This window comes from Novosphingobium sp. 1529, from assembly GCF_040544855.1.
Classification (GTDB): Bacteria; Pseudomonadota; Alphaproteobacteria; order Sphingomonadales; family Sphingomonadaceae; genus Novosphingobium; species Novosphingobium capsulatum.
In genome coordinates this window covers 258566-284125 of the sequence record NZ_JBEPKW010000001.1, presented here as the reverse complement: position 1 = coordinate 284125, position 25560 = coordinate 258566, and the positions used below count along the sequence as shown (strand labels likewise).

Below are 25560 nucleotides of genomic sequence, written 5' to 3'. Positions count from 1 at the left end.
TCAGTGCGCCGCGGCGGCAGAGCCGGCCGTGACCGGCCGGACCGTATCGCCGGGATTGAGGAAGCCGCCCGCGCGCAGCACCACGCGCTCGTTGCCCGAGAGACCTTCGCGCACGACGATCCCATGCGCGGTAACGTCGCCGATCTTCACCGCGCGGCGCGTCACCTTGTTGGCGCCATCGAGGATATAGACGAAGCTGCCGTTTTCATCGCTGAGGATCGCGGTTTCGGGCAGGACCGGCGCCGTGGTTACGCCGCTGCGGATCGTGGCGCTGGCAAAGCCGCCCGGACGCAGCGCCGGATCATAGCGCAACGCGATGCGGGCAATGCCCTCGCGCGTGGTCGGATCGATCGTGGGAGCCACCTGCCACACCGTGCCGGTAAAGCTTTGCGCCGTGCCGACCGGGGTGATCTGGGCGGTCACGCCCACGTGCATACGCGCCAGATCCACTTCGGCAAGGCGTGCCTGCATTTCCAGTTCGCCATCCTTGGCCATGCGGAACAGCGTGCCGCTGCCCGCGCTGACGATCTGGCCGGGCTCTACCGCGCGGGTCAGCACCAGGCCATCGGCCGGGGCCACGATGTTGAGCCGCGCCGTGCTGGCGCGCAGCTGGCCCAGCGTGGCGCGGGCCACGCGCACCTGCGCCACGGCGGCATCGCGCGTGGCGGTCAGCTGATCGATATCGGCCTTGGAGATAAAGCCCTTGGCCACCAGCTTGAGCGCGCGATCAAGGTTGCTCTGGGCGATGCGGGCGTTGGCTTCCTGCACCTGCACCCCGGCGGCCTGGCTGGCCACCTGCTGCACCTGGACCGAACGATCGACCACGGCCAATACCTGCCCGGCATGAACCCAGGTGCCGGCATCGACCAGCACGCTGCGCACGATACCGCCTTCGCCGGCAATGCCCACGGGCATTTCGCGCTTGGCGGCAATCACGCCGCTGGCCACCACGGTGGCGTCAACGGTCTGCTGGCCCGGCGCCACCACCGTAACGGTCTGAGCCTGGGTGGCGGCATCGGGCGCCTTGGGCCCGCCGGCATCGCGGTGCATCAGCCACCAGGCGAGAGCCAGCAGCACGACCAGCCCCGCGCCGATGGCAAAGGCACGCCGCCGATTGCCACCGGTTGCCGGCACATCGGCCAGGCTGCTCATGTCTTGCGTCTTGTCCAGCAGAATTGCCTCCCCAGCCCAACCGGCAAACGCGTGCCATACGGCACCACGCAGCCCGGGCCACGATCCCCTTTGCCCGCCCCATCCTTGCGCCATGCGCAGCGACAGGCCGGGCGATGTGTTCCCAACGTCGGTCTAACGTAGCGGCCGGTTGCCCGGCTGCCTGTCATCGCGGCCGGCCACCGGCATGGGCCAGCCGCCGGCAACGCCGGTCGCCGGCATGGCCCCCGCCTTCGCCAAGCGCCGCGCATCAAGCGCCACGTTCCGAAGGTTCCTTACCTTGCCAGCATTTACGCAGCTTTTAGCGGGCGCAACGACCAGTTGCAATCACGGCTCGACAAACAACGTCATAACCGAAGTATTTGCGTTTCGCCTCGGCAACGAACCCACCGCTGCGGGGCCGAGACGCCAAAACGGCCGCCCGGGTTGCCCCGGACGGCCGCACCGTGGATGGCGGTGTGGCGCGGGCTGCCAGCCCCGGCGCAAAGCACCGGGCCGGCAAGCCAGCGCGTGATCAATACTTGAGCTGGCGCTCGTAAAGGTCGCGATAGTGCTGGATACGCGTGACCCGCAGGCCCTGCATCCCCGAGCGATCCACCGCGCGTTGCCACGAGGCGAATTCTTCGAGGGTGAGGCCATAGCGTTCGCACGCCTCGTCAATGGTCAGCAACCCACCGTTGACCGCCGCGACCACTTCGGCCTTGCGGCGCACCACCCAGCGGGTGGTGTTGGCGGGGGGCAGGTTATCCAGCGTCAGCGGTTCACCCAAGGGACCAATAACCTGCGCCGGCCTGATTTTCTGATTTTCGATCATGGCACTTCTCGTCGGTCAGCTGAGCCTTTCGGCGGGGGGGACGGCCTGTTTGGCTTCATCACCGTTGTGCTTCCCTCCATTTTGCCATTCACTGAAGAGTTTGGGTTAACGAGATCTTCATGACCTGCCGTGTGTTCACCTGCCTTGTGCAACATCCAGGCTGCGACCCGATGGAAGCTGCCAAGGCCCGTTCCGCCCGGCATCGCCAGTACGGAATCCTGCGACACCCGCCGCAGGTCCTGTGCGGCTTCCAGCCGGGCACAGAATTCGGCCCAGTGCAGCTGGCGCAGCACTCCTGCCGATTCGGCGCCCACCAGGCCGCGCAGATCTTCAAAACCCAAATCCATGGGGCTGACAGTAGCCCGATAGGGATAAGGGAGTGTAAAACCGCCCTTTACAAAAAATTAACCACATGGCCAGCGCACGCCGCCCGTTCCGTGCCATTTTTGCGCTGAAAACCGTGGGAAAAGCGCCTATGGGCGGGCCATGTCGCATTGCATCCCCCCTTCCGCGATCCCCAAACTGGTGCCTGATTTTACCGGCCTGGCCGATCCATTGCCCCTGTTCGATCTGGCCGCCCCGGCCAGCGCGCGGCGCATCGTGGTGGCCATGTCGGGCGGGGTGGACAGCTCGGTAGTGGCCGGGCTGGCGGCTGCCAGCGGCGCCGAAGTCATTGGTATCACGCTGCAACTTTACGATTACGGCGCCGCCACTGGGCGCAAGGGCGCCTGTTGCGCCGGCGATGATATCCGCGATGCCCGCGCCGTGGCCGATCGCCTGGGTATTGCCCACTATGTGTTCGATCACGAATCGCGTTTCCGCGAAGACGTGGTCGAGCGCTTTGCCGACGATTACCTCGCCGGCCGCACGCCGATCCCGTGTATCCGCTGCAACATGGGGCCCAAGTTCACCGATCTTCTGGACATGGCGCGCGAACTGGGCGCCGATTGCCTGGCGACCGGGCACTATGTTCGCCGAGTGGCGACGCCCGATGGTGCGCAGTTGCACCGCGCCGCCGATCCCGCTCGCGACCAGAGCTATTTTCTTTATGGCACGACGCAGGAACAGCTCGATTTCCTGCGCTTTCCGCTGGGCGGCCTGCCCAAGCCGCAGGTGCGCGCCCTGGCCCAGGCGATGGGCCTGGCGGTTGCCGCCAAGCCCGACAGCCAGGACATCTGCTTCGTGCCCGATGGCGATTACGCCAAGATCGTGCGCAGCGTTCGCCCCGAAGGCGGGCGCCCCGGCACGATCGTCCATGCCCAGAGCGGCGCCGTGCTGGGCCAGCACCAGGGCGTGATCCACTATACCGTGGGCCAGCGGCGTGGCCTGGAAATCGGTGGCCAGCCTGAGCCGCTCTATGTCGTGGGGCTGGACGCGGCCAACGCCCGCGTGCTGGTGGGGCCGCGCCAGTTGCTGGGCGTGGCCGCGGCGCGCGTCATTGAAACCAACCGCATCGGCGCCCTGCCGACCCATGGCACGCCGCTGACCGCCAAGGTGCGCTCGCTGGCCAAGCCGGTGCCGGTCACGCTGGACGGCCCGTTCGGCGATGGCGCCGCCACGACCTTGCGCTTTGCCACACCCGAATATGGCGTGGCGCCGGGCCAGGCGGCGGTGCTCTATGCCGGGGAACGGGTGATCGGCGGCGGCTGGATCGACGGCACCGAAGCGGCCGAGCCGCTGGCTGCGCTGTAACCACGACGGTGCAGGGGTGATCCCCCTGCCCGCGCCTCAATCGCGCCAAGCCTGCAACTGGCAGCCCCAGCCTTCGCGATAGGTGGCGGTCTGCGCGGCGGCGAGCGGAACCGTAGCGGTCACGCTGTGGGTAGTGGCATCCTCCGCCAGCGAGACCGGGAAGCGGCCCTTGGGATTGTCCTTTTCGCAGTCCCCCAGCGCCCTGCCGCCAATATAGCGGCACGAGCAGGCCAGGCGAGCCGCGCGCGCCGCCTCGATTCGCGCGTTGTCGTGCGCCGGGCGCCAGACAAAGGCGACGAATACCGCGCCCACGACAAGGCCGATGATGACGATTGCTGCCAGCCCGCGCCAGGCCCAATGCCCCGCCCGGCGTGGCCCTGGAGACGGAGACGCAGGCGGTTGGCCACCAAAACGGAGCGGATCATTCGGGGATGAAGAAGGCTTGGTGGTTGCCATGTGCATTCGATCTGGTGGAAAGACCGGGCAACCATGCAGAGCGCCCCGCGATTCCGTTTACCCTGTGCCCGCCGGTGGCTGGCCCTTATCGTGCCGGCGGCGCTTGCACCAGTCCTGTTCGCCTGCTCGGCCAGCCAGCCGGCGCAGCAGCCGCTCTCGCCCCAGGCGCTGGCAGCGGTGATCGATGACCCGGGGGTGGAACGCGAAGGCCTGGCCCGCGCGATCGACGCGCTGTTCACCGCCGATGATAGTGCCGGCGCCCAGGGCGCGGGGGAAACCCGCGCGGTGATCGTGATGCGCGCCGGACGCATCGTGGCCGAACGCTATGGCCCCGGCTATCATGAGAATACGCGCTTTGCCGGGGGCGGCATCGCCCGTTCGATCACCGCAGTGATGGTCGGCATGCTGGTTTCCGACGGGCGGCTGCGCCTCAATGAGACGGCGCCGGTGCCGGCCTGGCAGCGGCCGGGCGATCCACGCGGCGAAATCACCCTGCGCCACCTGTTGCAGATGCGATCGGGCCTGCGCGAGGAACCGGGTGACGAGGCCCGCATGCTGTTCGGCCCCGGCCGCGATGACATGGCCGGCGCGGCCGAGGACCAGCCCCTGGCCGCAGAACCGGGCGCGCGGTTCCAGGACGATGCCGCCAGCGGAATCATCCTGGCTGATCTGGCCGCACGCGTCCTTGCCCCGGGTGGAGACGCCGATGCCCGGCGCCGGGCCGTGGCCGATTACCTGCGCACCCGCCTGTTCGAACCGGTGCAGATGCGCGGCATCGTGCCTTCGTACGACGCGCATGGCACGATGAACGGCGGCGCGATGATCGATGCCACGGCACGCGATTTCGCCCGGTTTGGCGAGTTCCTGCGCAACCGTGGCGCGGTGCACGGGGCGCAACTGGTGCCCCGGCAATGGATCGAGTTCATGGCCAGCCCCTCCCCTCGCGAAAAGCAGTATGGGGCCGGAGTCTGGCTCAACCGCACGCCCACCGACAGCGAGCCGCGCCTGTTTCCCGCGCGTGGCCCGCGCGACATGATGGCCGCGCTGGGCGATGGCGGCCAGGCGGTGCTGGTGTCACCCGCGCGCAAGCTGGTGGTGGTGCGGCTGGGCGCCACGCCACGCGACGGCGATGCCGCGCTGATGGGCAAGCTGGGCGATATCGTCGCCCTGTTCCGCTAACGCCCGCCGAGGCCCACCAATTGGCGCGCGTCAGACCCTGGTGCTGATCGCGATCAGGCTGTCTGGCACAGCCGCGGCGGCATTGGCGCCGCGCGGGGTGAAGCGCCCTTGCACCTGGGCGCCCTGCTCGATGGTCAGCGTGTCATAGGTCACATCGCCGTCGATGCGCGCGGTCTTGCCCACGACCAGGTCGGCCACGGTGACCGCACCGTTGACCGTGCCAGCAAGGCGCGCGCTGCGGGCGGTGATCGCGCCGGTGATCACGCTGCTTTCACCCTGGACCAGCGCGGCGCAGGCCACATCGCCATCGACGCGGCCTTCCACATGCAGATCGGCCGCTGCGGTGATATCGCCCCGCACCGCCACGTCTGCACCCAGCACGGAAAACGTGGCTGCACCGAGCGGTGCAGCGCGTTCAGTGCCCACCGTGGCCAGCTTCTTTGAAAACATCGGGCAGGGTCTCCAGGAACGGGCGCGGATCGACCGGGCGATCGTTGATCCGCACTTCGAAGTGCAGGTGCGGGCCGGTGGAGCGGCCCGTGCTGCCGATCCGGCCGATTTCCACGCCGGGCGCCACTCGCTCGCCGGGCCGTGCCTCGATCCGCGACATATGGGCATAGCGGGTGACCAGGCCATGGCCATGATCGACTTCCACGCAATTGCCATAGCCCGAGCGCACCCCGGCAAAGCTGACCACGCCTTGGGCAGCAGCAAAGATCGGCGCGCCGGTCGGGCCCTTGAAATCGAGGCCGGGATGGAAGGCGCCACCGCCGGTGAACGGATCGGCGCGATAGCCAAACCCGCTGGAAATGAAATCGGCGCTGGCCGGCAGGGCATGGGGCAGGCGCGCCAGGCCCTGTTCCAGCGCGGTAAGCCGCGCCATGCTCTGCCCCAGGCGCGCCAGCGCGGGATCGTTGCCGCCCAGCGCGATCAGCGGACCACCCATGGCGCGCCGGCTGGCCGCTGTTCCGCGCAGCGGCGCCACTTGCGCGGGATTGAGGCCGACCCGGCGGATCGCCGTTTCGGCCTGCATCGCGCGCGCATCGGCATACTGCGTGAGCCTGGCCACGAAGGCCGCCTGGCGCATCGCCAGGCGATCGATGCCGGCTGCCATCGGATTGCCCGCCGGCGGCATGTTGAACGACAGCGGCTTGGCCTCCGGCGCAGCAGAAGCATCAGCAGCAGGCAGATCGCCCAACTGGCCCTTGACCAGCGTTTCGATCATCTCTTGCCGGCGTTCCAGATCCTGCAGCGTGCCAGCCACGCCATTGCGCGTGGCAGTGATATGGCGTTCGGCCTCGCTCACGGCCATTTCGCGCTGGCGCAAGGCAGCGGCATGACGCGCGGCGAGGATTTGCCCGGTCAGCATCGTGGCCATCGCCGCCAGCCACAGCAGCAGCGCCAGCACCACCACGCCGGCCACGCCCATCTGCACGCGGCCCGATACGCGGATGAAGCGCACCTGCCCCTGCGCCCGCATGAAGAATTCGCGATCGGGAAACCAGCCGCGCACCCGCGCCGGCAGTACGGTCAGCCAGGCGGTGGCACGGCGCCAGGGTGCGCGCGGCGCAGGCGGCGTGGCCGTGGCGCGCACGGTGTGAATCTCAGCAGGCGGCAAGATGTGTGATTATCCCAAGGCAAGACAGGTGATGAACGATCCTTGGGGCCGGGCGCTTATCGGCGGGAACCGCAGGAGTCGAATCCGGGGGCCGCAGCACGGGGCGGGCCGTGGCGCAAGGACGATGAATCGATTGCAGCCCCTCTCGCGCCCGTGACAGCGCCTGTCACCGATGGTAAGCCCCGCGCCACTATGTCGACCAAGCCCCAGGAAATCGCCATCGAGTCCCCCCAGTTGCTGGTAGAGCAACTGGCCCGGGCCGGCCGTGCCGCGCAAGCCGAACTCGCGCGCATGCCGGCGCCGGCCAAGGAAGCCGCGCTCAAGCTGGCTGCCGCCGCCCTGCGCCGTGCTGCGCCGGAAATCCTGGCGGCCAATGCGATCGACATGGCCAATGGCGCCGCGCGCGGGCTGACCCCGGCGCTGCTCGACCGCCTGCGGCTGGACGAAGCGCGCGTTGCCGGCATTGCCGATGCCGTGGAACAGGTGGCCAGCCTGGCCGATCCGGTCGGGCAGGAGATCGATTCCGCCACGCGCCCCAACGGCATGGTCCTGCGCCGCGTGCGCGTGCCGATCGGCCTCATCGGCATCATCTATGAAAGCCGCCCCAATGTGACGGCCGATGCCGCCGCGCTGTGCGTGCGCTCGGGCAATGCCGCCCTGCTGCGCGGGGGGAGCGAGGCGGTGCATTCCAACCGCGCGATCCACGCCGCATTGGTGGCCGGCCTGGTGGAAGGCGGCGTGCCGGCAGCGGCGGTGCAACTGATGCCCACCCAAGACCGCGCCGCCGTGGGCGCGATGCTTACGGCGGCCGGCCTGATCGACATGATCGTGCCGCGCGGCGGCAAGAGCCTGGTCGCCCGCGTCCAGGCCGATGCCCGCGTGCCGGTGCTGGCCCACCTCGATGGCATCTGCCACACCTTTGTTCACGCGGCAGCCGATCCGGCCATGGCCCAGGCCATCGTGCTCAACGCCAAAATGCGCCGCACCGGCATCTGCGGGGCGATGGAAACCCTGCTGATCGATGCCACCTATCCGGCGGCAGCGGCGCTGATCACCCCGCTGATCGAAGCCGGCTGCGAAGTGCGCGGCGATGCCCGCGCCCGCGCCATCGATCCGCGTATCGTGCCGGCGGCCGACAACGATTGGGATACCGAATACCTCGATGCCGTGCTCTCGGTGGCGGTGGTTGACGGGCTCGACGCGGCGCTCGCGCATATCGCGCGGCATTCCTCGGGCCATACCGATGCGATCATCACTGCCGATGCCGCAGCCGCCGCGCAGTTCCTGGCCCAGGTCGACAGCGCGATCGTCATGCACAATGCCTCCAGCCAGTTTGCCGATGGCGGCGAATTTGGCCTGGGCGCGGAAATCGGCATTGCCACCGGCCGCCTGCACGCGCGCGGCCCGGTCGCGCTGGAAGGGCTGACCACCTACAAGTGGCTGGTCCACGGCAGCGGGCAGGTTCGCCCCTGACACGCGGCGCTCCCCGGCTGACCGGCCTTCTGGGCGGCAGCTTCAATCCGGCACACGGCGGGCACCGCCGGGTGAGCCTGTTTGCGCAGGCCGCATTGGGCCTGGACGAGGTGTGGTGGCTGGTTTCGCCGGGCAATGTCCTCAAGCCTGCCAAGGGCATGGCACCGCTGCCCGCACGCCTTGCCTCGGCGCGGGCAATGGCCCGCCGCGCCCCGATTCGAGTGACCGCGATCGAGCGCGAACTGGGCACCCGTTTTACCATCGACAGCCTGCGCGCCCTGGTGCGGCGATACCCACGCCGGCGCTTTATCTGGTTGATGGGAAGCGATAATCTGGCCCAGTTCCACCGCTGGAAAGACTGGCGCGGCATTGCCCGCACCATGCCGATTGCGGTTATCGCCCGTCCGGGCTATGATGCAGCTGCGATGGCGAGCCCCGCCATGGTATGGCTGCGCCGATGGCGCCGGCGGTGCAGGCAGGAATGTGATGGCGCTCTTTGGTCCGATACGGGGCCAACCGGGGGTGCCGCCCTGATCGCCAGTTTCCCGCATGATCCGATGCAGGGCGTCCCAGCGCTCTCCATCCTGCGGTTCGATCCCGATCGCCGTTCCGCCACGGCCCAGCGCCTGGCAGAGCCTGATTGGGCGGACCGTATTTCCGTGACCGGCCTGCGCGATGGTGTCACCCACCGCCGCATTGTACCGGACCTGCGCGGAAGGAGCGGACGCTGAGCGTCTTGGCCGCCATCCCTGCTTCCCGGCACGCTTTTCCGGTTTTTCGGCTCTCCCGCCGTGCGCCCTGGCGCAAGGCGGCTTTGCCGTTGGATCGGGATGCGCGACCGGGCGTTGCGACCTTAGCCATCTTTCGATCGGAGTTTACCGCAAGCCAATGACCAGTGCCCAACCCCAGCCGGCAGATGCCGGCGCCGCTACCCCGGCCCCTTCTGCCGGCGCTCCTGCCAGCCTGTTCGAACTCGTCCTGCAATCGCTCGATGATGACCAGGCCCAGGACGTGGTGTCGATCCCCCTGGAAGGCAAAAGCTCGATCGCCGATTACATGGTGATCGGCTCGGGCCGCTCCACCCGCCAGGTCGCTGCCATGGCGCAGAAGCTGGCCGAGCGCGTCAAGCAGGCCGGTTATGGCCATGTGCGCATCGAAGGCCTGCCCGCGGCCGACTGGGTGCTGATCGATGCCGGCGACGTGGTCGTCCATCTGTTCCGCCCGGAAGTGCGCAGCTTCTACAACCTGGAACGCATGTGGGGCTTCGGCGACGCCGGCTCTGCCTGACATCGTCCTTCCCCTCCTCTCCAGAGGAGGGGTGAGGAGGGTGGCGGACGCCACCACCACCAACGCCTGAACCGGACGCTCATGCTCCTCCACATCATCGCCCGGGGAAAGATCGGCCGCTCGCCCGAGGCAGAGCTGGTCGATCGCTATGGCAAGCGGGTGACGTGGGGTTTCAAGGTGACCGAGCTTCCCGATCGGGGCGGCGCCTTGCCGCCGGTCACGGCCAATCCCACCCGCACCGTGGTCATGGACGAGCGCGGCAAGCAGCTGACCTCGGCCGAATTTGCCAAGGTGCTGGGCCGCTGGCGCGACGATGGCGTGCGCGAGGCACGCTTCCTGATCGGCGCGGCCGATGGCCATGACGATAGCCTGCGCGACGGGGCCGATCTGCTGATCGCCTTTGGCGCGGCCACCTGGCCACACATGATGGCCCGCGCCATGCTGGCCGAACAGCTGTGGCGCGCCACCAGCATCATTGCCGGCCACCCCTATCACCGCGAGGGATGATGGACGCGCGCCGCTCCCTGCTGCTGGCCACCGCCTTGCTGCTGCCGCTGGCTGCCTGGCAGATCGCCGGGGCCGGCGCCGCGCCCACCTATCAGACCGCCGGCGAAGCCGCTGCCGCCCTCGCCCAGGCGCAGACCGCCCTGGCCCAGGCCCGTGCCCGCGGTGAAAAGCTCGAAGCCCAGGCCCAGGCCGCCACGGCCGCTGCCGACAAGACCGCGCAGGAAGCCGCCGCGATCGCCGCGCGCATCCAGCAATCCGAGGCCGAGATCCGCATCGGCGAGGCGCGCATCGCCCTGATCGACAAGGAACGCGCCGACTTGCGCCTGCGCATGGCCGCGCGGCAGGAGCCGCTAGTGCGGCTGACCGCCGCGCTGCAGTTGTTTGCCCGCCGGCCGCTGGCCTTCAGCCTGCTGCGCGCCGAATCCCTGCGCGATACGGTCTATCTGCGCGCCGTGCTGGAAACCATGGTGCCCGAAGTGCGCCGCCGCACCGCCAGCCTGCGCAGCGCGATCGTGCGTGGCCGGCTGTTGCAGGAACAAGCACGCAGCGAGGCCGCCCGCCTGCGCGCCAGCCAATCGGGCCTGGCCGAGCGGCGCCAGCAACTGGCCGCGCTGGAAAGCCGCCAGCGCATTGCCAGCCGCGCCGCCAACGGCACCGCCGGGCGCGAGGCCGACCATGCCTTGGCCCTGGCCGAACAGACGCGTGACCTTGCCGCCCTGATGCAGCAACTGGGCCGCGACGGGCAGATGCGCGATGTCCTGGCCGGGCTGCCCGGCCCGCTGCAACGCCCCGATCGCCCCGGCGCCGTGCTGATGGTCGAAGATGTCGACCCGCTGCTGCGCACCAGCAGCACGCTGATGTGGATCATGCCCGTTTCCGGGCGGGTGGTCTCGGGCTTTGGCGAAGCGGGGCAGACCGGGCCCAACCAGGGGCTGACCATCGCGCCCGTTCCCTCGGCCCAGATCGTGGCGCCGGCAGCCGGGCGCGTGGCCTTTGCCGGTTCCTATCGCGGCTATGGCCAGATCGTGATCGTCGAGCACGCTGGCGGGTGGACCTCGCTGATCACCGGCCTGGGCCGGATCGACGCGGCCGTGGGCGATCGCGTGGTGCAGGGTTCGCCGCTGGGCATCGCTGCCCCGGCCAGCCCGGTGGTGAGCGTGGAACTGCGCAAGGACGGCGTGCCGGTCAACCCCTTGGCGGCCTTGCGCAATTGATCGCTTGGTGCGGCCCACGCGGCCTGTAACACGCCGCCCACGCACAAACGGGAATCGGGTGCGCTCCATCTGGCATTCAGGCTTGCGGGGCTATACAAGCGGGCGGTCCGGCCCGCGCCGCGGCGCTTGGTTCTTTATCGAAGGTTCGATTGCAAACATGGCAAAACCGCTTGCTTCCCTGCTGCGTGCAACGGCCCTGGTCACGGCCGTAGCGGTTCTGCCCGTGGCCACGGCCGGCCTGGCAGCGGTGGATTCCCGCACCGCGCCGCAGTTCCAGAAGCTCGAGATGATCTATGCCAAGATCAAGGAGAACTATGTCGAGCCGGTGAACGACGACACGCTGATCAAGGGCGCGATCGACGGCATGCTGGCCACGCTCGATCCGCACAGCGCCTATCTCGAAGCGCGCGATTTCGAAAATCTGCGCACCCAGACCGAAGGCGCCTATGGCGGCCTGGGCCTGTCGGTCACGCTCGATGATGGCGCGGTCAAGGTGATCGCCCCGATGAAGGGCACGCCGGGCGACCTCGGCGGGATCAAGGCCGGCGACTATATCACCCACCTCGATGGCAAGCTGATCTATGGCGGCTCGCTTGACGATGCCGTGGACCAGATGCGCGGCGCACCAGGCACCAAGATCAAGCTTACCGTCTATCGCCCCGGCCGCGACGAGCCGCTGGACTTCACGCTGACCCGCGAGGTGATCAAGCTGCGTCCGGTGGAATGGAAGGTAAAGGACAACATCGGCGTCATCGCCGTGTCGAGCTTCAGCGAAAACGTCGGCAGCGAAGTGGCCCAGGCGGTTCAGTCGATTCGCGCCCAGCTGGGCAACAACCTGGCGGGCATCGTGCTCGATCTGCGCGGCAATCCGGGCGGCCTGCTCAACGAAGCGGTCTCGCTGTCGGACGATTTCCTCGACAAGGGCACGATCGTGTCGCAGCGCGGGCGCGATCCGCAGGACAACGACATCTATTCCGCCCATCCCGGCGACGTGGCGCGCGGCCTGCCGATGATCGTGCTGATCGACGAAGGCTCGGCGTCGGCCTCGGAAATCGTGGCAGGCGCGATGCAGGACCAGCACCGCGCGCTGATCATGGGCCAGCGCAGCTTTGGCAAGGGCAGCGTGCAGACGCTGATCCCGCTGGGCAAGGATTCCGCGCTCAAGCTGACCACCGCGCGCTATTACACGCCATCGGGCCGGTCGGTGCAGGAAGGCGGGATCGAGCCGGATATCACCGTGCCGCAGATTTCCGATCCCGACCTGCGCAAGCGCGCGCTGCGGTCCTATCGCGAAAGCGACCTGCGCCGTCACCTGATCAACGAGATCAAGGAAGACAAGGATCTCGAAAAGGACAAGATCGACGATCCGCGCTTCAAGATGACGCCCGAGGAGTTGAAGGCCAAGGGCATCGACGATTTCCAGCTCTATTATGCCGTCCAGACGCTCAAGCGCACCGCGCCCGGCGCGCTGGCTGCGCTGCGCAAGCGCTGATCCGGCCAGGAACCGCGCCATCATGACGATCGACCGCCGCTTTTCCGATGATCTTGCCCTGGCCCATGGCCTGGCCCTGGGCGTGCCGCTGGTCGCCATGGCCACGGCACTGGTGGCCCAATACGGTTTCGGCCTGCCGCCGTGCGAGATGTGCTGGTGGCAACGCTATGGCCACCTGGCGGCGATCGCGCTGGCTATCCTCGCGCTGTTGCGCCGGGGCCGCCCCGAGGCGCGCTGGCTGGTCCTGCTGGCCGCACTCGGCATCCTGTCGAGCGGCCTGATCGGCGCCTTTCACGCCGGTGTGGAATACCACTGGTGGGAAGGCCTCACCACCTGCTCGTCCAGCCATATCGAGGGCGATCCGCTGGCCGCGATCATGGCCGCGCCCCTGGTGCGCTGCGACACCCCGGCCTGGACGCTGATGGGCGTGAGCATGGCCGGTTTCAATTTCCTGTTTTCCACTCCGGCTGCGCTGGCAATCCTGGGATTGCTGGCCAAGGGCCGCGGCAAGGGAGCCTGAAGCGATGTCCCGCCCCGATATTGGTCATCCCGATACTTCCCGCATGATCCGCGTGGACCAGGCCGGCGAATTTGGCGCCACCCGCATCTATGCCGGCCAACTGGCGGTGATGGGCGATCGTGGCCCGGATTCGGCCGAGATCGTCGAAATGGCCCGGCAGGAGGAAGACCACCGCGCCAAGTTCGACGCGATGATCGCCGAGCGCGGCGTGCGCCCCACGGCGCTGCAGCCGGTGTGGTCGGTCGCGGGTTTTGCCCTGGGCGCGGCCACCGCGCTGCTCGGCCCCAAGGCAGCGATGGCCTGCACCGCCGCGATCGAGACCGAGATCGACCGCCACTATACCGAACAGTTGGAGGAACTGGGCGACAGCGATCCCGAACTGGCCGACACCATCCGCCAGTTCCGCGATGATGAGCGTGCCCATCGCGATGCCGCGCTGGCCGCTGGCGCCGAACAGACCCCGGCCTATCCGCTATTGTTCAACGCCATTCGCCTGGGCTGCCGCGCGGCGATCAAGCTATCGGAACGCATCTGACGGAAAGCTGGTGAAAATCCGCGCCTTGCCCGGTGGTGGCACAGGCGCCGGAGACCTTTTCACCGGTCTGCGCGTTGCCCCTTCATCTATCATTCACCGCCCCGTCAGCTTATGATGAGGCGACATTGGGGGCGGCCCGCCCGCCTTTCCACGCGCTGGAGACGAACCGACAATGCGCCTTGCTGCCCACCCCCTGCGCCTGCTGGCCCCGGCCCTGCTGCTGTTTCCCGCGGTCATGCTGGGCGCCACCCCGGCCCAGGCCGCCCGCGCCCGCACGGCCGTGCCCGATGCCCAGCCGGCGGACGATGGCCCGCAGCAGGGCGACGAAAAGGTCAACCAGCTGATCATTTATGGCGATGACCCCTGCCCGGTTTCCACGGCCGAGCAGATCACCGTCTGCGCCCGCAAGGACGAGGCAGAACGCTTCCGCATTCCTGCCCCACTGCGCGACAATCCCAACGATCCCAAGAACCAGACCTGGACCGACCGGGTGAAGGCCTATGAAACCGTGGGCGCGGCCGGGATCAATTCCTGTTCGCCGGTCGGCTCGGGCGGGGCCACCGGCTGCACCGCGCGCCTGATCCACGATGCCTATGCCGAAAAGAAGCAGAGCAGCGACGTGCAGTTCGGCAAGCTGATCGAGGAAGAACGCCAGCGCCGCCTGTCGACGATCGACAAGGACGCGGCCGAGGAACAGGCCCGCGTCGAAACGCTGGAAAAGGAATACGAGGCGCGCCTGGCCCGCGAACGCGATGGCACCCCGGCGCCCACCGCGCCGAAGCCGGGCGAGACCGCTCCCACACAGAACTGATCGCGGGGCAGCGCGGTTCACGCGCTGACCTGGCCTCGAAACGAAAACACCCCAGGCCTTGGCCCGGGGTGTTTTTGCAGGTGGCAGTGGCCGCCGCGAGCGGTTGATCAGCTCAGCGCGATATCGGGCGCGTCTTCCTGCTTCATGCCGACCAGGTGATAGCCGGCGTCGACATGGTGCACTTCACCGGTGACGCCGGCCGAAAGGTCCGACAGGAAATAGAGGCCTGAGCCGCCCACGTCCTCGATCGTGGAGTTGCGGCGCAGCGGCGCGTTCAACTCGTTCCACTTGAGGATATAGCGGAAATCGCCGATGCCGCTGGCAGCCAGGGTCTTGATCGGGCCGGCCGAGATGGCATTGACGCGGATGCCTTGCGGGCCGCAGTCGTTGGCGAGATAGCGCACGCTGGCTTCCAGCGCGGCCTTGGCCACGCCCATCACGTTGTAATGCGGCACGACCTTTTCCGCGCCGTAATAGGTCAGCGTGAGGATCGAGCCGCCGTTGGGCATCATTTCGACCGCGCGCTTGGTCACGGCGACCAGGCTGTAGGCCGAAATGTTCATGGTCATCAGGAAGTTGTCGAGCGTGGTATCGTAATAGCGTCCGCGCAGCTGGCTCTTGTCGGAATAGCCGATCGCGTGGACGACGAAATCGATCGTGTCCCAGCGCGCCTTGAGTTCATCGAACGCCGCATCGAGCGCGGCCATGTCCGACACGTCGCAATCGATCAGGAAATCGCTGTCCAGGCTTGCCGCCAGCGGCCGCACGCGCTTGGCCAGCGCCTCGCCCTGGTACGAGAAGGCGAGTTCGGCCCCCTGTTCGTGCAACTGGCGGGCAATGCCCCAGGCCAGAGACTTGTCATTGGCGAGGCCCATGATCAGGCCGCGCTTTCCCTTCATCAATCCGGTCATGCGCCCTCGTACGCTCCTGCACCTTCGGGCCATGATCTGTTCAGGCGTTCCATCAGGAATGGCGCTGAACGGACCTTGGCCAACCGGGTCTTCATTCTGGTTTGGTCGCGCCAGCCTGGCGAATGGCCCGCGCGCGATTATCTACCTGGCCCAGCATGTCTTGCTCCTCCGGTGTTTCGGCGAGCGCGGCATTGAGTTCGGCACCTATTACCATCCCTATGCCGACCAGCCAGAAAAAGAAAAGAGCGATCATCACCCCGGCGAGGCTGCCATAGGTCAGATCATACGAGAAAACCGAAGCGAGGAGTTTGGGCAACAGGATGGAAACGCCCAGCCACCACGAGGAGACGAACAGCGCGCCGGGCCACTTGGGATAGCGATTCGAACGATAGGCGCTGGGCGTAAGCGACAGGAACAGCAGCCACAGCGCGCCGAACAGCACCAGCGTGGGCAGGAAGCGCCCGGCTGCCAGTCCATCGACCCAGGCGCCGAACTGCGGCAGGCGCGCCACGATCACTTCCTGCGCGGCGCCGATCGCCACCTGCGCCAGGATCGAGACGAGAATCAGCACGACCGAGGCGATGATCAACCCGGTGGACATCAGGCGATAGCGCCAGAACGCATGCTCCCACTGCGTGCCATAGGCGCGGCGCAGGATATCACGGATGGTTTCGACCAGGCTGCTGACCGTCCACAGCCCGACCAGGCCGCCGATCCACAGCAGATGCCCGGTGCGCGCCTCTACGGCGGCACGGGCCACCGGTTCGATCGTGGTTGCCACCACGCGCGGCAGGGCCATCAGCACGGTGTTGATCGCGGCCGTGCGCTGGCTCGTCTCACCGATCAGCGAAAACAGCGCCGCCCCGGTGATGAAGAACGGAAACAGCGCGATCAGCACCATGTAGGCGAAATTGCCGGCATGGATGAAACCGTCGTTGATCACCCCGGTCCACACCCGCTTGAGCAGTTCATAGGCGCGGGCACCGGGGCGCAACTCGTCGCGCACCTCGTTGAATTCTGCGCGGAGGCGGTGGTGCAGGGCGGCGCGGCGCCGCGCCTCGGGCGAAAGATCGGGCACGAGCGGCTTGGCGCCCTGCGGCATGCCGGGCACCTGATCGGCGTAATCAGGATCGATTTCGTTGTTCATCAAGTGCGTAATGCACAAAGGCGCTGCCTGGCTCCCGCCCTTGGGGCCGGCAGCGCCCGCACCAGCGGTCAGACGCCCAGGCGGGCGCGGGGATTGCGCGTATCGTGCCAGCCGGCCAGCCGCGCCTTGAGATCGGCATCATCGGCCGGCAGATCGATCTGCAAGGTCACCAGTTGGTCACCCCGCTCGCCGTCCTTGCGCGAGAATCCCTTGCCCTTGAGCCGCAGGGTGCGACCGCTGCTGCTGCCCGGCGCCACGGTGAGCATGACCGCACCATCGACGGTGGGCACCTTCACCTTGGCCCCGCCAACCGCCTCTTCCAGGGTGATCGGCAGATCGAGGCGGATGTTGTCGCCATCGCGCACGAAGAACGGATGGGGCGCGATCTCGATCGTGACCAGTGCATCGCCCGCGCCGCCCGGGCCGGGTTCGCCCTTGCCGGCCAGCCGCATCTGCTGCCCGGATTCGACGCCGGCAGGCAGCTTCAGCTCGATCGTGCTGCCCGAAGACAACGTGACCCGCTGCGCCGCGCGCGCTGCCGCTTCCACGAAAGGCACCTGCAGGCGATAGCTGACATTGGCGCCCTTTGGCGGGGGAGGCCGCCGGCCCCCGCCAAACCCGCCGAAGCCGCCGCCTGCGCTGCCACCGCCCATGCCGCCGCGCCCACCGAACAGGCCCTCGAACAGGTCCGAGAGGTCTGGCCCGTCGCCGCTTTCAAAGCCGCCATCGTGGCGAAAGCCGCCTTGCCCGCCGCGAAAACCGCCCGCGCCGCCGCCGAACCCGCCGCCAAAGGGCATGGCCGGGTTGCCATCGGCATCGATCTCGCCACGGTCGAACTTGGCCCGCTTGTCCTTGTCGGACAGCAGGTCATAGGCGCGCGTCACTTCGGCAAAGCGCTCGGACGCCTTGGGATTGTCCTTGTTGTGATCGGGGTGCAGCTCCTTGGCGAGCTTGCGATAGGCCGATTTCACGTCCTTTTCGCTCGCACTGCGCGCCACACCGAGAATGGAATAAGGGTCTGCTGCCATGGTGACCTAGCTAGGGATAGGGGCGCTTGCCCGCAAGGCTCGCTTTCAAGATGATAGCTTGGCGGTTACACGGCATTGACCCAAGTCATCGCGGGAATGGATGCATGGCTTCCATACTGCCCGCCTCCGATGCCGCAGACAGGACCATTGCCCGTGACCGAACAGACCGCCTTTGAACCGGGCCAGGACGCCATTCCCCACGGCGATCCCTTTGCCATCTTCGAAGACTGGTTCGCCGCCGCCAAGGCCAGCGAACCCAACGATCCCAATGCCATGGCCCTGGCCACGGCCACGCCCGACGGCGCGCCATCGCTGCGCATGGTGCTGCTCAAGGGCCATGGCGCCGATCTGGGACCAGCCTTCGGCGGGGCCGGCGGCTTTGTGTTCTATACCAATTTCCACAGCCGCAAGGGTGGCGAACTGGCCGCCAATCGCCAGGTCGCACTGCTGTTCCACTGGAAAAGCCTGCGCCGCCAGGTGCGCATTGAAGGGCCGGTGGTGGAAGTGAGCCCGCAGGCCGCCGATGCCTATTTCGCCAGCCGCCATCCCGAATCGCGCCTGGGCTCGGCCGCGTCGGACCAGTCGCGCGTGCTGCCCTCGCGCCAGGTCTATCTCGATCGCGTGGCCGCCTTGCGGGCGCAATATCCCGACGGGAACGTGCCCCGTCCGGCGCACTGGTCGGGCTATCGGGTAGAGCCGCGCGCCATCGAGTTCTGGCAGGACCGCGATTATCGCCTGCACGAACGCCGCCGCTTCGTGGCCGATGGAAACGGCGGCTGGACCAGCAACCTGCTTTATCCGTAAAGGGGCGGGATGACCCAGACTGCCCCCGCCCCTGCCCCTACCCCTGGCCCCGCCACCGCCACCCACGCAGACCTCAATCGCCGCGCGGCCATGGCCAGCAGTGCGGTGGCGCTCCTGCTGCTCGGGCTCAAGGGCTGGGCGGTGGTGCAATCGGGCTCGCTCGCCATGCTGGGCAGCCTGGCCGATACCGCGCTCGATCTGGTGGCGAGCCTGGCCACGCTGCTGGGCGTGTGGATCGCGGCCATGCCCGACGATCACAACCACCGCTTCGGCCATGGCAAGGCCGAGGCACTGGCGGCGCTGTTCCAGGTCATCCTGATCTCGTTTTCGGCGCTCGGCCTCGCGTGGCGCGCGGTGACGCAGTTCCTGGCCGGCGCCCCGGCGATCGAGGCCGAATCGGGCATCGTCGTCTCGGTGATCGCGATGGGCGCAACGATCGCCCTGCTCGCCTACCAGCGCATGGTCATCGCGCGCACCGGCAGCCTGGCGATCAGCACCGACAACGTACACTACAAGTCAGACCTGCTGCTCAACCTGGCGGTGATCGCCGCGCTGGTGATCGAGCATTACCTGCATCTTGCCGGCACCGACGCGGTCTTTGCCTTTGGCATCGCGCTCTGGCTGGCGTGGGGTGCCTGGAACGCCTCGCAAGAGGCCGTCGATCAGCTGATGGACCACGAATGGCCGATCGAAAAGCGCGAGCGCTTTCTCGAAGTGGTTGCCCAGCATCCCGAGCTCAAGGGCCTGCACGACCTACGCACCCGCACCAGCGGCAACCGCGATTTCGTGCAGTTCCACGTCTGGGTCGATGGCACGATGACCGTGGCCCAGGCCCACCGCGTGATGGACGAGATCGAGGCGCAGCTGATGGCCGAATTCCCCGGCGTGGAAGTGCTGATCCATCCCGATCCCGAAGGCCACGTCGATGAAGCGGGTCTGGGTGCAACTGATCTGCTGGCGCCCGGTCCCAACGGCGAAAGCCCCGCCCTGGCGGTTCAAGGTGGGCCAACCGAGGGATGACGCGCTTCTCCCCCTCCTCTTCAGAGGAGGGGGCCGGGGGGTGGTGGAAATCTGGCACGGTATTTTTCGTAAAATCAAATGTTTGCCCTGTTCCTCGCACCACCCCCAACCCCCTCCTCTGAAGAGGAGGGGGCTTTTCTTTAACCATGCCGTGGTATGGCGCTTGGCATGGGGCAGACATTGCATCGGGCTTGGGCTTGGCTGGCGGAGGGGCGCCGCACGGTGATCGTGCTGTTTGCGCTGGCGCTGGGCTTGCGCGCATTGGCGATTCTGGCGGCGGTGGAGCCGACATCGGACGCCGCCTGGTATTTTTCGCGCGCGGCGATGCTGGCGCAGGGCCGTGGCTATCTGGGCGATCATGGCGCGCCCACCGCCTATTGGCCGCCGGGCTGGCCGCTGGCGCTCAGCCTGGTCTTGCGCATCTCCGGCCCGTCGATCTGGGCGGTCGGCCTATTCAATTTGGCGCTCTCGGCGGCAGCGGGCTGGTTCACGCTCGATCTCGGGCGGCGGCTGGGTGGCAGCGAGGCGGCGGGGCGCATCGCGCTGCTGCTCTGGGCGGTCTATCCCAACGCCGTGCTCTATGTGCCGCTGGCGCTGACCGAGGTGTTCTATACCACGCTGCTGCTGGCGCTGTGCTGGATCGTGGTGGCGCGCAGCGGGTGGGGCTGGACGATCCTCGCGGGTATGGTGCTGGGCCTCGCCACGCTGGTCAAGGCACAAAGCCTGATCCTGGCGCCGCTGCTGCTGGGTATCGCCTGGCTGCGCGCGCCGGCCTTGCGGCAGCGGCTGCCCGGCATTGTCGGCCAGGGCCTGGTGATCGGCGCCGCCGCCCTGCTGGTGATCACGCCATGGACCGTGCGCAACCATCGCGCGCTGGGCGCCTGGGTGTTTGTTTCCACCAACGGCGGCATCACCCTGCTGACCGGCAACAACGATAGCGCGCGCGGCACGTTCACCCCCGATGACGCGGTGGTCAAGGCGCTCGACGCCCGTACCGACCTGTCGGAACTGGCCTATGATGCGCAGGCCAAGGCACTGGGCATGGCCTGGATCAAGGCCCACCCGGCGCGCTTCATCGCGCTGATGCCGGCCAAGTTCGTGCGCCTGTGGGGCCCGGATGGCGAAGGGCAGTGGGCCTATGAAACCGGCTCCTGGGCCTTTGCCGCTGCGCCGCACGCTTTCTTGGCGCTGCGCCTGGCCAACCAGGCCTGGTACTGGGCGCTGCTCGCGCTGTTCGTGGCGGCTTTTCCGGTGATGATCCGCGCCCGCCGCCGCGCCGGCCTTGGCCTGGTCGACTGGTGGCTGCTGCCCTATGGCATTGCCGCCTATCCCAGCCTGATCGCCGTGGTCTTTTCCGGGCAATCGCGCTTTCACTATCCGGCGATGCCGTTCGTGTGCATCATGGCCGCCTGGCTGATCGCGCGCCTGCTGCTGGCGCGTGACAGAGCCGCCGCGCTGCGCTAAAGGCGCTGGCCATGCACCCGGCGGTTTGCCTTTGCACGCTCACTACCACCACCCCGGCTTGCCGGGGGTGGAATCGCCTGCGCGCCTGACCGGCGCCCGCGCGAAGCCACCGCCCCGGTTCGGGCGGAATGGCATCTTCCTCCCGGATCACGCGAAACCCCAGATGCCGCCCCTTTTTCCGCCGCGGCACTTGTGCCATGGCCCGCGCCATATCCCGTAAGAGAGATCCGATGTCAGACCTGCTCAAGATCACCCTGCCCGATGGCTCGCTGCGCGAAGTGGCGCCGGGCACCACGCCGGCCGATATTGCCGCCGCGATCGGCCCCGGCCTGGCCAAGGCCGCGATCGGTGCGCGCGTGAACGGCGAGCTGTTCGACATCACCCGCCCGTTCGAAGGCGACGCACAGCTGGCACTGGTCACCGCGCGCGACGAGGCCGACGCGCTGGAACTGGTGCGGCACGACTATGCCCACGTCCTGGCTGAAGCGGTGCAGGCGCTGTTCCCCGGCACCCAGATCACCTTCGGCCCGGCCACGGACGATGGGTTCTATTACGATTTCGCGCCGGTCCGCCCGTTCACCGAGGAAGACCTGCCGGCGATCGAGGCGCAGATGCGCAAGATCATCGCCGCCGACAAGCCGCTGCGCCGCGAGGCCTGGAGCCGCGCAGACCTGATCGCCCGCTGGACCGAGCAGGGCGAAACGTTCAAGGCGCAATGGGCCGCCGAACTGCCTGAGGGCGAGGAACTGACGGTCTACTGGTCTGGCAACGACTGGCTCGATATGTGCCGTGGCCCGCACCTGGCCTCCACCGGCAAGCTCGATCCCAATGCTTTCAAGCTGACGCGGGTTTCGGGCGCCTATTGGCGCGGCGACCAGAAGAACGCGATGCTCAGCCGCATCTATGGCACCGGCTGGCTCAACAAGAAGCAGCTTGATGCGCATCTGCATCGCCTGGAGGAAGCCGCCAAGCGCGACCACCGCAAGCTGGGCGCGGAGATGGACCTGTTCCACCTTCAGGCCGAAGCGCACGGCTCGGTGTTCTGGCACCCCAAGGGCTATCGCATCTGGCGCGAGCTGGAAGCCTATATGCGCCGCGCGATCGACGGTGCCGGCTATCGCGAGGTCAAGACCCCGCAGGTGATGGACGCGCGCCAGTGGGAACAGTCCGGCCACTGGGGCAAATATCGCGAAAACATGTTCGTGATCCCCGACGAGGTGCCCAACACCGACGATGAGGGCCCGGTGATCAGCGGCGAGGCCGACTGGATGGCCCTCAAGCCGATGAACTGCCCGGCGCACGTGCTGATCTTCCGCCAGGGCCTCAAGTCCTATCGCGAGCTGCCGCTGCGCCTTTATGAAAACGGCTGCTGCCACCGCAACGAGCCGCATGGCGCGCTGCACGGGCTGATGCGCGTGCGCCAGTTCACCCAGGACGACGCGCATATCTTCTGCCGCGAAGACCAGATCGTGGACGAAGTGCGTGCGTTCTGCGAACTGGCCGACCGCATCTACAAGGACTTCGGCTTTACTTATTCGATCAAGCTCGCCCTGCGCCCGGAAAAGCGCTTTGGCAGCGAAGAGATGTGGGACAAGGCCGAGGCCGAACTGCGCGATGCGGTCGCCACCGCCGGCCTCGCCACGCCCGAATATGGCTGGGAAGAACTACCCGGTGAAGGCGCGTTCTATGCGCCCAAGCTGGAATGGCACCTGACCGACGCGATCGGCCGCACCTGGCAGGTCGGCACGATCCAGTCTGACCGCGTGCTGCCCGAACGGCTCGACGCCGGCTACATCGCCGAAGATGGCGAGCGCCATCGCCCGGTCATGCTGCACCGCGCGATCTTCGGTTCGTATGAACGCTTCATCGGCATCTTGATCGAGCATTTCGCCGGCAAGCTGCCCACCTGGCTGGCGCCGACGCAGGCGGTGGTCGCCACCATCGTGTCGGACGCCGATGGTTATGCCGTGGAAGCGACCGAGGCGCTGCGCGCCGCCGGCATCCGCGTGGAGAGCGACACCCGCAACGAAAAGATCAACTACAAGGTGCGTGAGCACTCGCTGCAAAAGGTGCCGTACCTGCTGGTGGTGGGCAAGCGCGAGGCCGAGGAAGGCACCGTGGCAATCCGCCGCCTGGGCGAACAGGCACAGCAGGTCTTGCCGCTGGCCGAGGCCATCGCCCTGATCAAGCAGGATGCCCTGGCGCCCGACCTGCGCGGCTGACGCGCCAGCCAGGCACCAAACATAACGGAAAAAGGGCGCGTCGGCTTGGCCGGCGCGCCCTTTTTCATGGGCATGGCCAGAGCCTTATTGCAGGGTTACCGCGCCATCATCGGAATCGCGGCGGCCAAAGAACTGCATCAGCTGGATCAGCAGTTCGCACCGCGTCGCCAGGTTTGGCGCTTCGAGCAGGGCCTGCTTGGCCGCCACGTCGAACGGGGCGATCTGCGACACGCCGTTGATCAGCGACTGGTCATCCAGCCGCGCCACCGAATCCCAATCCACGGCATAGCCCTGGGCATCGGCAAACGTGCGCGCCTCGCGCTCGAAGCCGGCGCGCTCCACCGCGCTCAGCGCTTCGCCCAGGTCATCGCTGAGGAGTTCGGCCTCCACCTGGCGGAACGGGGTTTTGGCATCGAGTTCGCGCAGCACGCGAAAGCGCGCGATGCCCGAGAGGACGATGTTGTAGCGTCCGTCTTCCAGCGCCTCGACATCCTCGATCTTGCCCACGCAGCCCACCTGAAACAGCGGCGCGCCATCGTTCGCCGACTGGGGCTGGATCATGGCGATGCGGCGATCACGCGCCAGGGCATCAGACACCATGGCGCGATAGCGCGGCTCGAAGATGTGCAGCGGCAGTTGCAGGCCGGGAAAGAGCAGCGCGCCCGACAGCGGGAAGATCGAAAGCCTGACCGTGCCGATCGCGCCGCCCATCGCCATCACCCGAACAGCACGGTGGACAGCTTGCGGCGGGTGCGTGCCACCCACGGGTCTTCCAGGCCGATCGCCTCGAAGATCTGCAGCAGGCGGGCGCGCGCGGCGCCATCGTTCCAGGCGCGATCGGCCGCCACCATGGCCAGCAGCGTATCGGCCGCGCCATCGCGGTCACCAGCGGCAAACAGGCCATTGGCCAGCGCCAGTCGCGCGTCCATGTCATCAGGCGCGGCGGCCACGGCGGCACGCAGGGTGGCCAGTTCGCCTTCCTCGGGCGCGTCTTCGGCCAGGGCCAAGGCCGCGCGGGCCTGGTCCAGCGCATGATCGGCCGCCAGCGCGGGATCGAGCGATTCGAGCACCTGCACGGCTTCGTCCTTGTGCCCGGCGAGCAGCAGGGCGCGGATCAGGCCGGCGTGGGCCGCGGCATTGTCGGGCGCGATTTCCACGATCTGGGCAAACACGCTGGCGGCACGCTCACCATCACCTTCGCCCAGGATTTCCTCGCCCATCGCCAAAAGCGGCGTCACGTCCTGCGGCGCTTCCTCGCCCAGGGCGCCGGGCTGCACCGGCAGCTGCGCCAGGATCTGGTCGAGATACTGCTTGAGCTGCGATTCGCCGCGCGCCTGGGTAAGGTCGGCCACCGGCTGCCCCTGGAACATGGCATAGACCGTGGGGATCGAGCGCACCTGGAACTGGGCCGCGATGAACTGCTCTTCATCGACATTGACCTTGGCCAGCACCACCCCCTTGTCGGCATATTCGGCCGCCACCTTTTCCAGCACCGGGGTGAGCGCTTTGCACGGGCCGCACCATTCCGCCCAGAAATCGAGGATGACGAGCTTGGTCATCGAAGGTTCGACGACAGTCTTGCGGAAGCGGTCCACCGCCTTCTGTTCGTCGAGGTTGAGGCCCAGGCTTGCCACTATGCGTCTCCACTTCCATGCGGTCCGGTGCAGCGCCGCGCGGGCACTGCTGCGGTCACCATGTGGGAAAGCCTGGCGGTTCGGCAAGGGGCAGTGCAGCAAGAGCTGCGAATCTGCACCAAGGCCAGCCAGTGTAGCATCGCCATCCACAGCTGCATCCACAGGGCGCGCCGGGTTTGTCTGGAAAAATGCAACTTTGCTGTTGCGCCGCCCCCAATCCCCCGTTATTGGCCCGCCTCACCCCAGCGGGATGGCCCTTGCGGCCCCCCACTGAAAACGCCAGAGCGGGCGTAGCTCAGGGGTAGAGCACAACCTTGCCAAGGTTGGGGTCGAGGGTTCGAATCCCTTCGCCCGCTCCAGTTTTCAAGACCTGCACGGCCGGCTTCCGGCCCGCGCAAACGCCGAGCGGGCGTAGCTCAGGGGTAGAGCACAACCTTGCCAAGGTTGGGGTCGAGGGTTCGAATCCCTTCGCCCGCTCCAGTTTGCCCATGCGTGGCATATTCCAACAGCGATGGCCCAAGATTTCGGGGAACCCTCGAGTCTTCTTGTTGGCCCTACGCGC

At 67.6% G+C, this 25560-nt stretch carries 26 protein-coding genes and 2 tRNA genes; 17 read left to right on the top strand and 11 right to left on the bottom strand.

Annotated features, from left to right (window positions below; all coding sequences use genetic code 11):
• The 3 genes from ABIC78_RS01325 to ABIC78_RS01315 form a co-directional block, all read right to left on the bottom strand.
• Complete coding sequence (locus ABIC78_RS01325) at positions 1-1152, bottom strand: efflux RND transporter periplasmic adaptor subunit (RefSeq protein ID WP_107716434.1); 1152 nt, start codon at positions 1150-1152, stop codon at positions 1-3.
• Between the two features lie 532 nt (positions 1153-1684).
• A complete protein-coding gene (gene sciP, locus ABIC78_RS01320) occupies positions 1685-1984 on the bottom strand; it encodes a CtrA inhibitor SciP (RefSeq protein WP_022677617.1) in 300 nt (99 codons plus the stop codon).
• Entirely contained in the window at positions 1981-2331 is a 351-nt protein-coding gene (locus ABIC78_RS01315; RefSeq protein ID WP_133726783.1) for a hypothetical protein, read from the bottom strand. Before ABIC78_RS01315 ends, sciP begins: the two co-directional genes overlap by 4 nt.
• Positions 2332-2470: 139 nt before the next feature.
• Here ABIC78_RS01315 and mnmA point away from each other — a divergent pair, with 139 nt between their 5' ends.
• A complete protein-coding gene (gene mnmA / locus ABIC78_RS01310) occupies positions 2471-3676 on the top strand; it encodes a tRNA 2-thiouridine(34) synthase MnmA (RefSeq protein ID WP_354487378.1) in 1206 nt (401 codons plus the stop codon).
• A gap of 36 nt (positions 3677-3712) precedes the next feature.
• Here the strand turns inward: mnmA and ABIC78_RS01305 are convergent, their stop codons facing one another.
• Complete coding sequence (locus ABIC78_RS01305; protein ID WP_354487376.1) at positions 3713-4132, bottom strand: hypothetical protein; 420 nt, start codon at positions 4130-4132, stop codon at positions 3713-3715.
• Between the two features lie 90 nt (positions 4133-4222).
• Here ABIC78_RS01305 and ABIC78_RS01300 point away from each other — a divergent pair, with 90 nt between their 5' ends.
• Positions 4223-5311 carry a serine hydrolase domain-containing protein gene (locus tag ABIC78_RS01300; protein ID WP_354487375.1) on the top strand — a complete coding sequence of 363 codons (1089 nt, stop codon included), beginning with the start codon at positions 4223-4225 and terminating at the stop codon, positions 5309-5311.
• A gap of 30 nt (positions 5312-5341) precedes the next feature.
• Here ABIC78_RS01300 and ABIC78_RS01295 read toward each other — a convergent pair whose 3' ends face one another.
• Both ABIC78_RS01295 and ABIC78_RS01290 read right to left on the bottom strand, forming a co-directional pair.
• A complete protein-coding gene (locus ABIC78_RS01295; RefSeq protein ID WP_354487373.1) occupies positions 5342-5761 on the bottom strand; it encodes a bactofilin family protein in 420 nt (139 codons plus the stop codon).
• The gene (locus ABIC78_RS01290; protein ID WP_354487371.1) at positions 5727-6929 is read right to left on the bottom strand and encodes a M23 family metallopeptidase; all 1203 of its coding nucleotides are present in this window, start codon (positions 6927-6929) and stop codon (positions 5727-5729) included. The genes ABIC78_RS01295 and ABIC78_RS01290 overlap by 35 nt, the downstream gene beginning before the upstream one ends.
• A 192-nt stretch (positions 6930-7121) precedes the next feature.
• On the opposite strand from ABIC78_RS01290, the gene ABIC78_RS01285 reads away from it, so the two are divergent.
• The 9 genes from ABIC78_RS01285 to ABIC78_RS01245 all read left to right on the top strand — a co-directional run bounded on the left by ABIC78_RS01285 (position 7122) and on the right by ABIC78_RS01245 (position 14768).
• A complete protein-coding gene (locus ABIC78_RS01285) occupies positions 7122-8402 on the top strand; it encodes a glutamate-5-semialdehyde dehydrogenase (protein ID WP_354487369.1) in 1281 nt (426 codons plus the stop codon).
• Positions 8366-9133 carry a nicotinate-nucleotide adenylyltransferase gene (locus ABIC78_RS01280; RefSeq protein WP_354487367.1) on the top strand — a complete coding sequence of 256 codons (768 nt, stop codon included), beginning with the start codon at positions 8366-8368 and terminating at the stop codon, positions 9131-9133. Before ABIC78_RS01285 ends, ABIC78_RS01280 begins: the two co-directional genes overlap by 37 nt.
• A gap of 157 nt (positions 9134-9290) precedes the next feature.
• The gene (gene rsfS, locus ABIC78_RS01275; protein WP_022675756.1) at positions 9291-9689 is read left to right on the top strand and encodes a ribosome silencing factor; all 399 of its coding nucleotides are present in this window, start codon (positions 9291-9293) and stop codon (positions 9687-9689) included.
• An 81-nt stretch (positions 9690-9770) separates the two neighbouring features.
• Entirely contained in the window at positions 9771-10196 is a 426-nt protein-coding gene (locus tag ABIC78_RS01270) for a 23S rRNA (pseudouridine(1915)-N(3))-methyltransferase RlmH (RefSeq protein WP_054131744.1), read from the top strand.
• On the top strand, positions 10196-11410 hold the full coding sequence (locus ABIC78_RS01265) for a murein hydrolase activator EnvC family protein (RefSeq protein ID WP_233252668.1): 1215 nt from the start codon (positions 10196-10198) through the stop codon (positions 11408-11410). Before ABIC78_RS01270 ends, ABIC78_RS01265 begins: the two co-directional genes overlap by 1 nt.
• A 157-nt stretch (positions 11411-11567) precedes the next feature.
• Positions 11568-12902: a S41 family peptidase gene (locus ABIC78_RS01260; RefSeq protein ID WP_043609469.1), complete on the top strand. Its 1335-nt coding sequence runs from the start codon at positions 11568-11570 to the stop codon at positions 12900-12902.
• Between the two features lie 22 nt (positions 12903-12924).
• On the top strand, positions 12925-13422 hold the full coding sequence (locus ABIC78_RS01255) for a disulfide bond formation protein B (RefSeq protein ID WP_022676694.1): 498 nt from the start codon (positions 12925-12927) through the stop codon (positions 13420-13422).
• 4 nt (positions 13423-13426) lie between these two features.
• On the top strand, positions 13427-13957 hold the full coding sequence (locus ABIC78_RS01250; RefSeq protein WP_054131742.1) for a demethoxyubiquinone hydroxylase family protein: 531 nt from the start codon (positions 13427-13429) through the stop codon (positions 13955-13957).
• Between the two features lie 172 nt (positions 13958-14129).
• The gene (locus ABIC78_RS01245; RefSeq protein WP_309804819.1) at positions 14130-14768 is read left to right on the top strand and encodes a hypothetical protein; all 639 of its coding nucleotides are present in this window, start codon (positions 14130-14132) and stop codon (positions 14766-14768) included.
• A gap of 107 nt (positions 14769-14875) precedes the next feature.
• Here ABIC78_RS01245 and fabI read toward each other — a convergent pair whose 3' ends face one another.
• The 3 genes from fabI to ABIC78_RS01230 form a co-directional block, all read right to left on the bottom strand.
• Positions 14876-15679 (bottom strand): enoyl-ACP reductase FabI, encoded by an 804-nt coding sequence (gene fabI, locus ABIC78_RS01240; protein ID WP_022676699.1) that lies wholly within the window; start codon positions 15677-15679, stop codon positions 14876-14878.
• A gap of 91 nt (positions 15680-15770) precedes the next feature.
• Positions 15771-16826, bottom strand: coding sequence for a YihY/virulence factor BrkB family protein (locus ABIC78_RS01235; protein ID WP_354487362.1), 1056 nt, complete (start codon positions 16824-16826; stop codon positions 15771-15773).
• 68 nt (positions 16827-16894) lie between these two features.
• On the bottom strand, positions 16895-17854 hold the full coding sequence (locus tag ABIC78_RS01230; RefSeq protein WP_062783450.1) for a DnaJ C-terminal domain-containing protein: 960 nt from the start codon (positions 17852-17854) through the stop codon (positions 16895-16897).
• 153 nt (positions 17855-18007) lie between these two features.
• Here ABIC78_RS01230 and pdxH point away from each other — a divergent pair, with 153 nt between their 5' ends.
• From pdxH to thrS, 4 genes are all read left to right on the top strand, one after another.
• Positions 18008-18658, top strand: a complete 651-nt coding sequence (gene pdxH / locus ABIC78_RS01225) for a pyridoxamine 5'-phosphate oxidase (protein WP_022676702.1) — start codon at positions 18008-18010, stop codon at positions 18656-18658.
• A gap of 9 nt (positions 18659-18667) precedes the next feature.
• Positions 18668-19678: a cation diffusion facilitator family transporter gene (locus ABIC78_RS01220; protein WP_171797179.1), complete on the top strand. Its 1011-nt coding sequence runs from the start codon at positions 18668-18670 to the stop codon at positions 19676-19678.
• A 168-nt stretch (positions 19679-19846) separates the two neighbouring features.
• Complete coding sequence (locus ABIC78_RS01215; RefSeq protein ID WP_354487360.1) at positions 19847-21142, top strand: ArnT family glycosyltransferase; 1296 nt, start codon at positions 19847-19849, stop codon at positions 21140-21142.
• A 230-nt stretch (positions 21143-21372) separates the two neighbouring features.
• Positions 21373-23364 carry a threonine--tRNA ligase gene (gene thrS, locus ABIC78_RS01210; protein WP_062783435.1) on the top strand — a complete coding sequence of 664 codons (1992 nt, stop codon included), beginning with the start codon at positions 21373-21375 and terminating at the stop codon, positions 23362-23364.
• Positions 23365-23448: 84 nt separating this feature from the next.
• Here thrS and ABIC78_RS01205 read toward each other — a convergent pair whose 3' ends face one another.
• Together ABIC78_RS01205 and ABIC78_RS01200 are read right to left on the bottom strand one after the other, a co-directional pair.
• The gene (locus ABIC78_RS01205) at positions 23449-24075 is read right to left on the bottom strand and encodes an LON peptidase substrate-binding domain-containing protein (protein WP_028657962.1); all 627 of its coding nucleotides are present in this window, start codon (positions 24073-24075) and stop codon (positions 23449-23451) included.
• A gap of 5 nt (positions 24076-24080) precedes the next feature.
• Positions 24081-24998 carry a tetratricopeptide repeat protein gene (locus tag ABIC78_RS01200; RefSeq protein WP_084390773.1) on the bottom strand — a complete coding sequence of 306 codons (918 nt, stop codon included), beginning with the start codon at positions 24996-24998 and terminating at the stop codon, positions 24081-24083.
• 284 nt (positions 24999-25282) lie between these two features.
• On the opposite strand from ABIC78_RS01200, the gene ABIC78_RS01195 reads away from it, so the two are divergent.
• Together ABIC78_RS01195 and ABIC78_RS01190 are read left to right on the top strand one after the other, a co-directional pair.
• Positions 25283-25357 (top strand) — tRNA-Gly (locus ABIC78_RS01195).
• A 46-nt stretch (positions 25358-25403) separates the two neighbouring features.
• Positions 25404-25478: transfer RNA gene (locus tag ABIC78_RS01190), tRNA-Gly, on the top strand.
• Positions 25479-25560 lie beyond the last annotated feature (82 nt).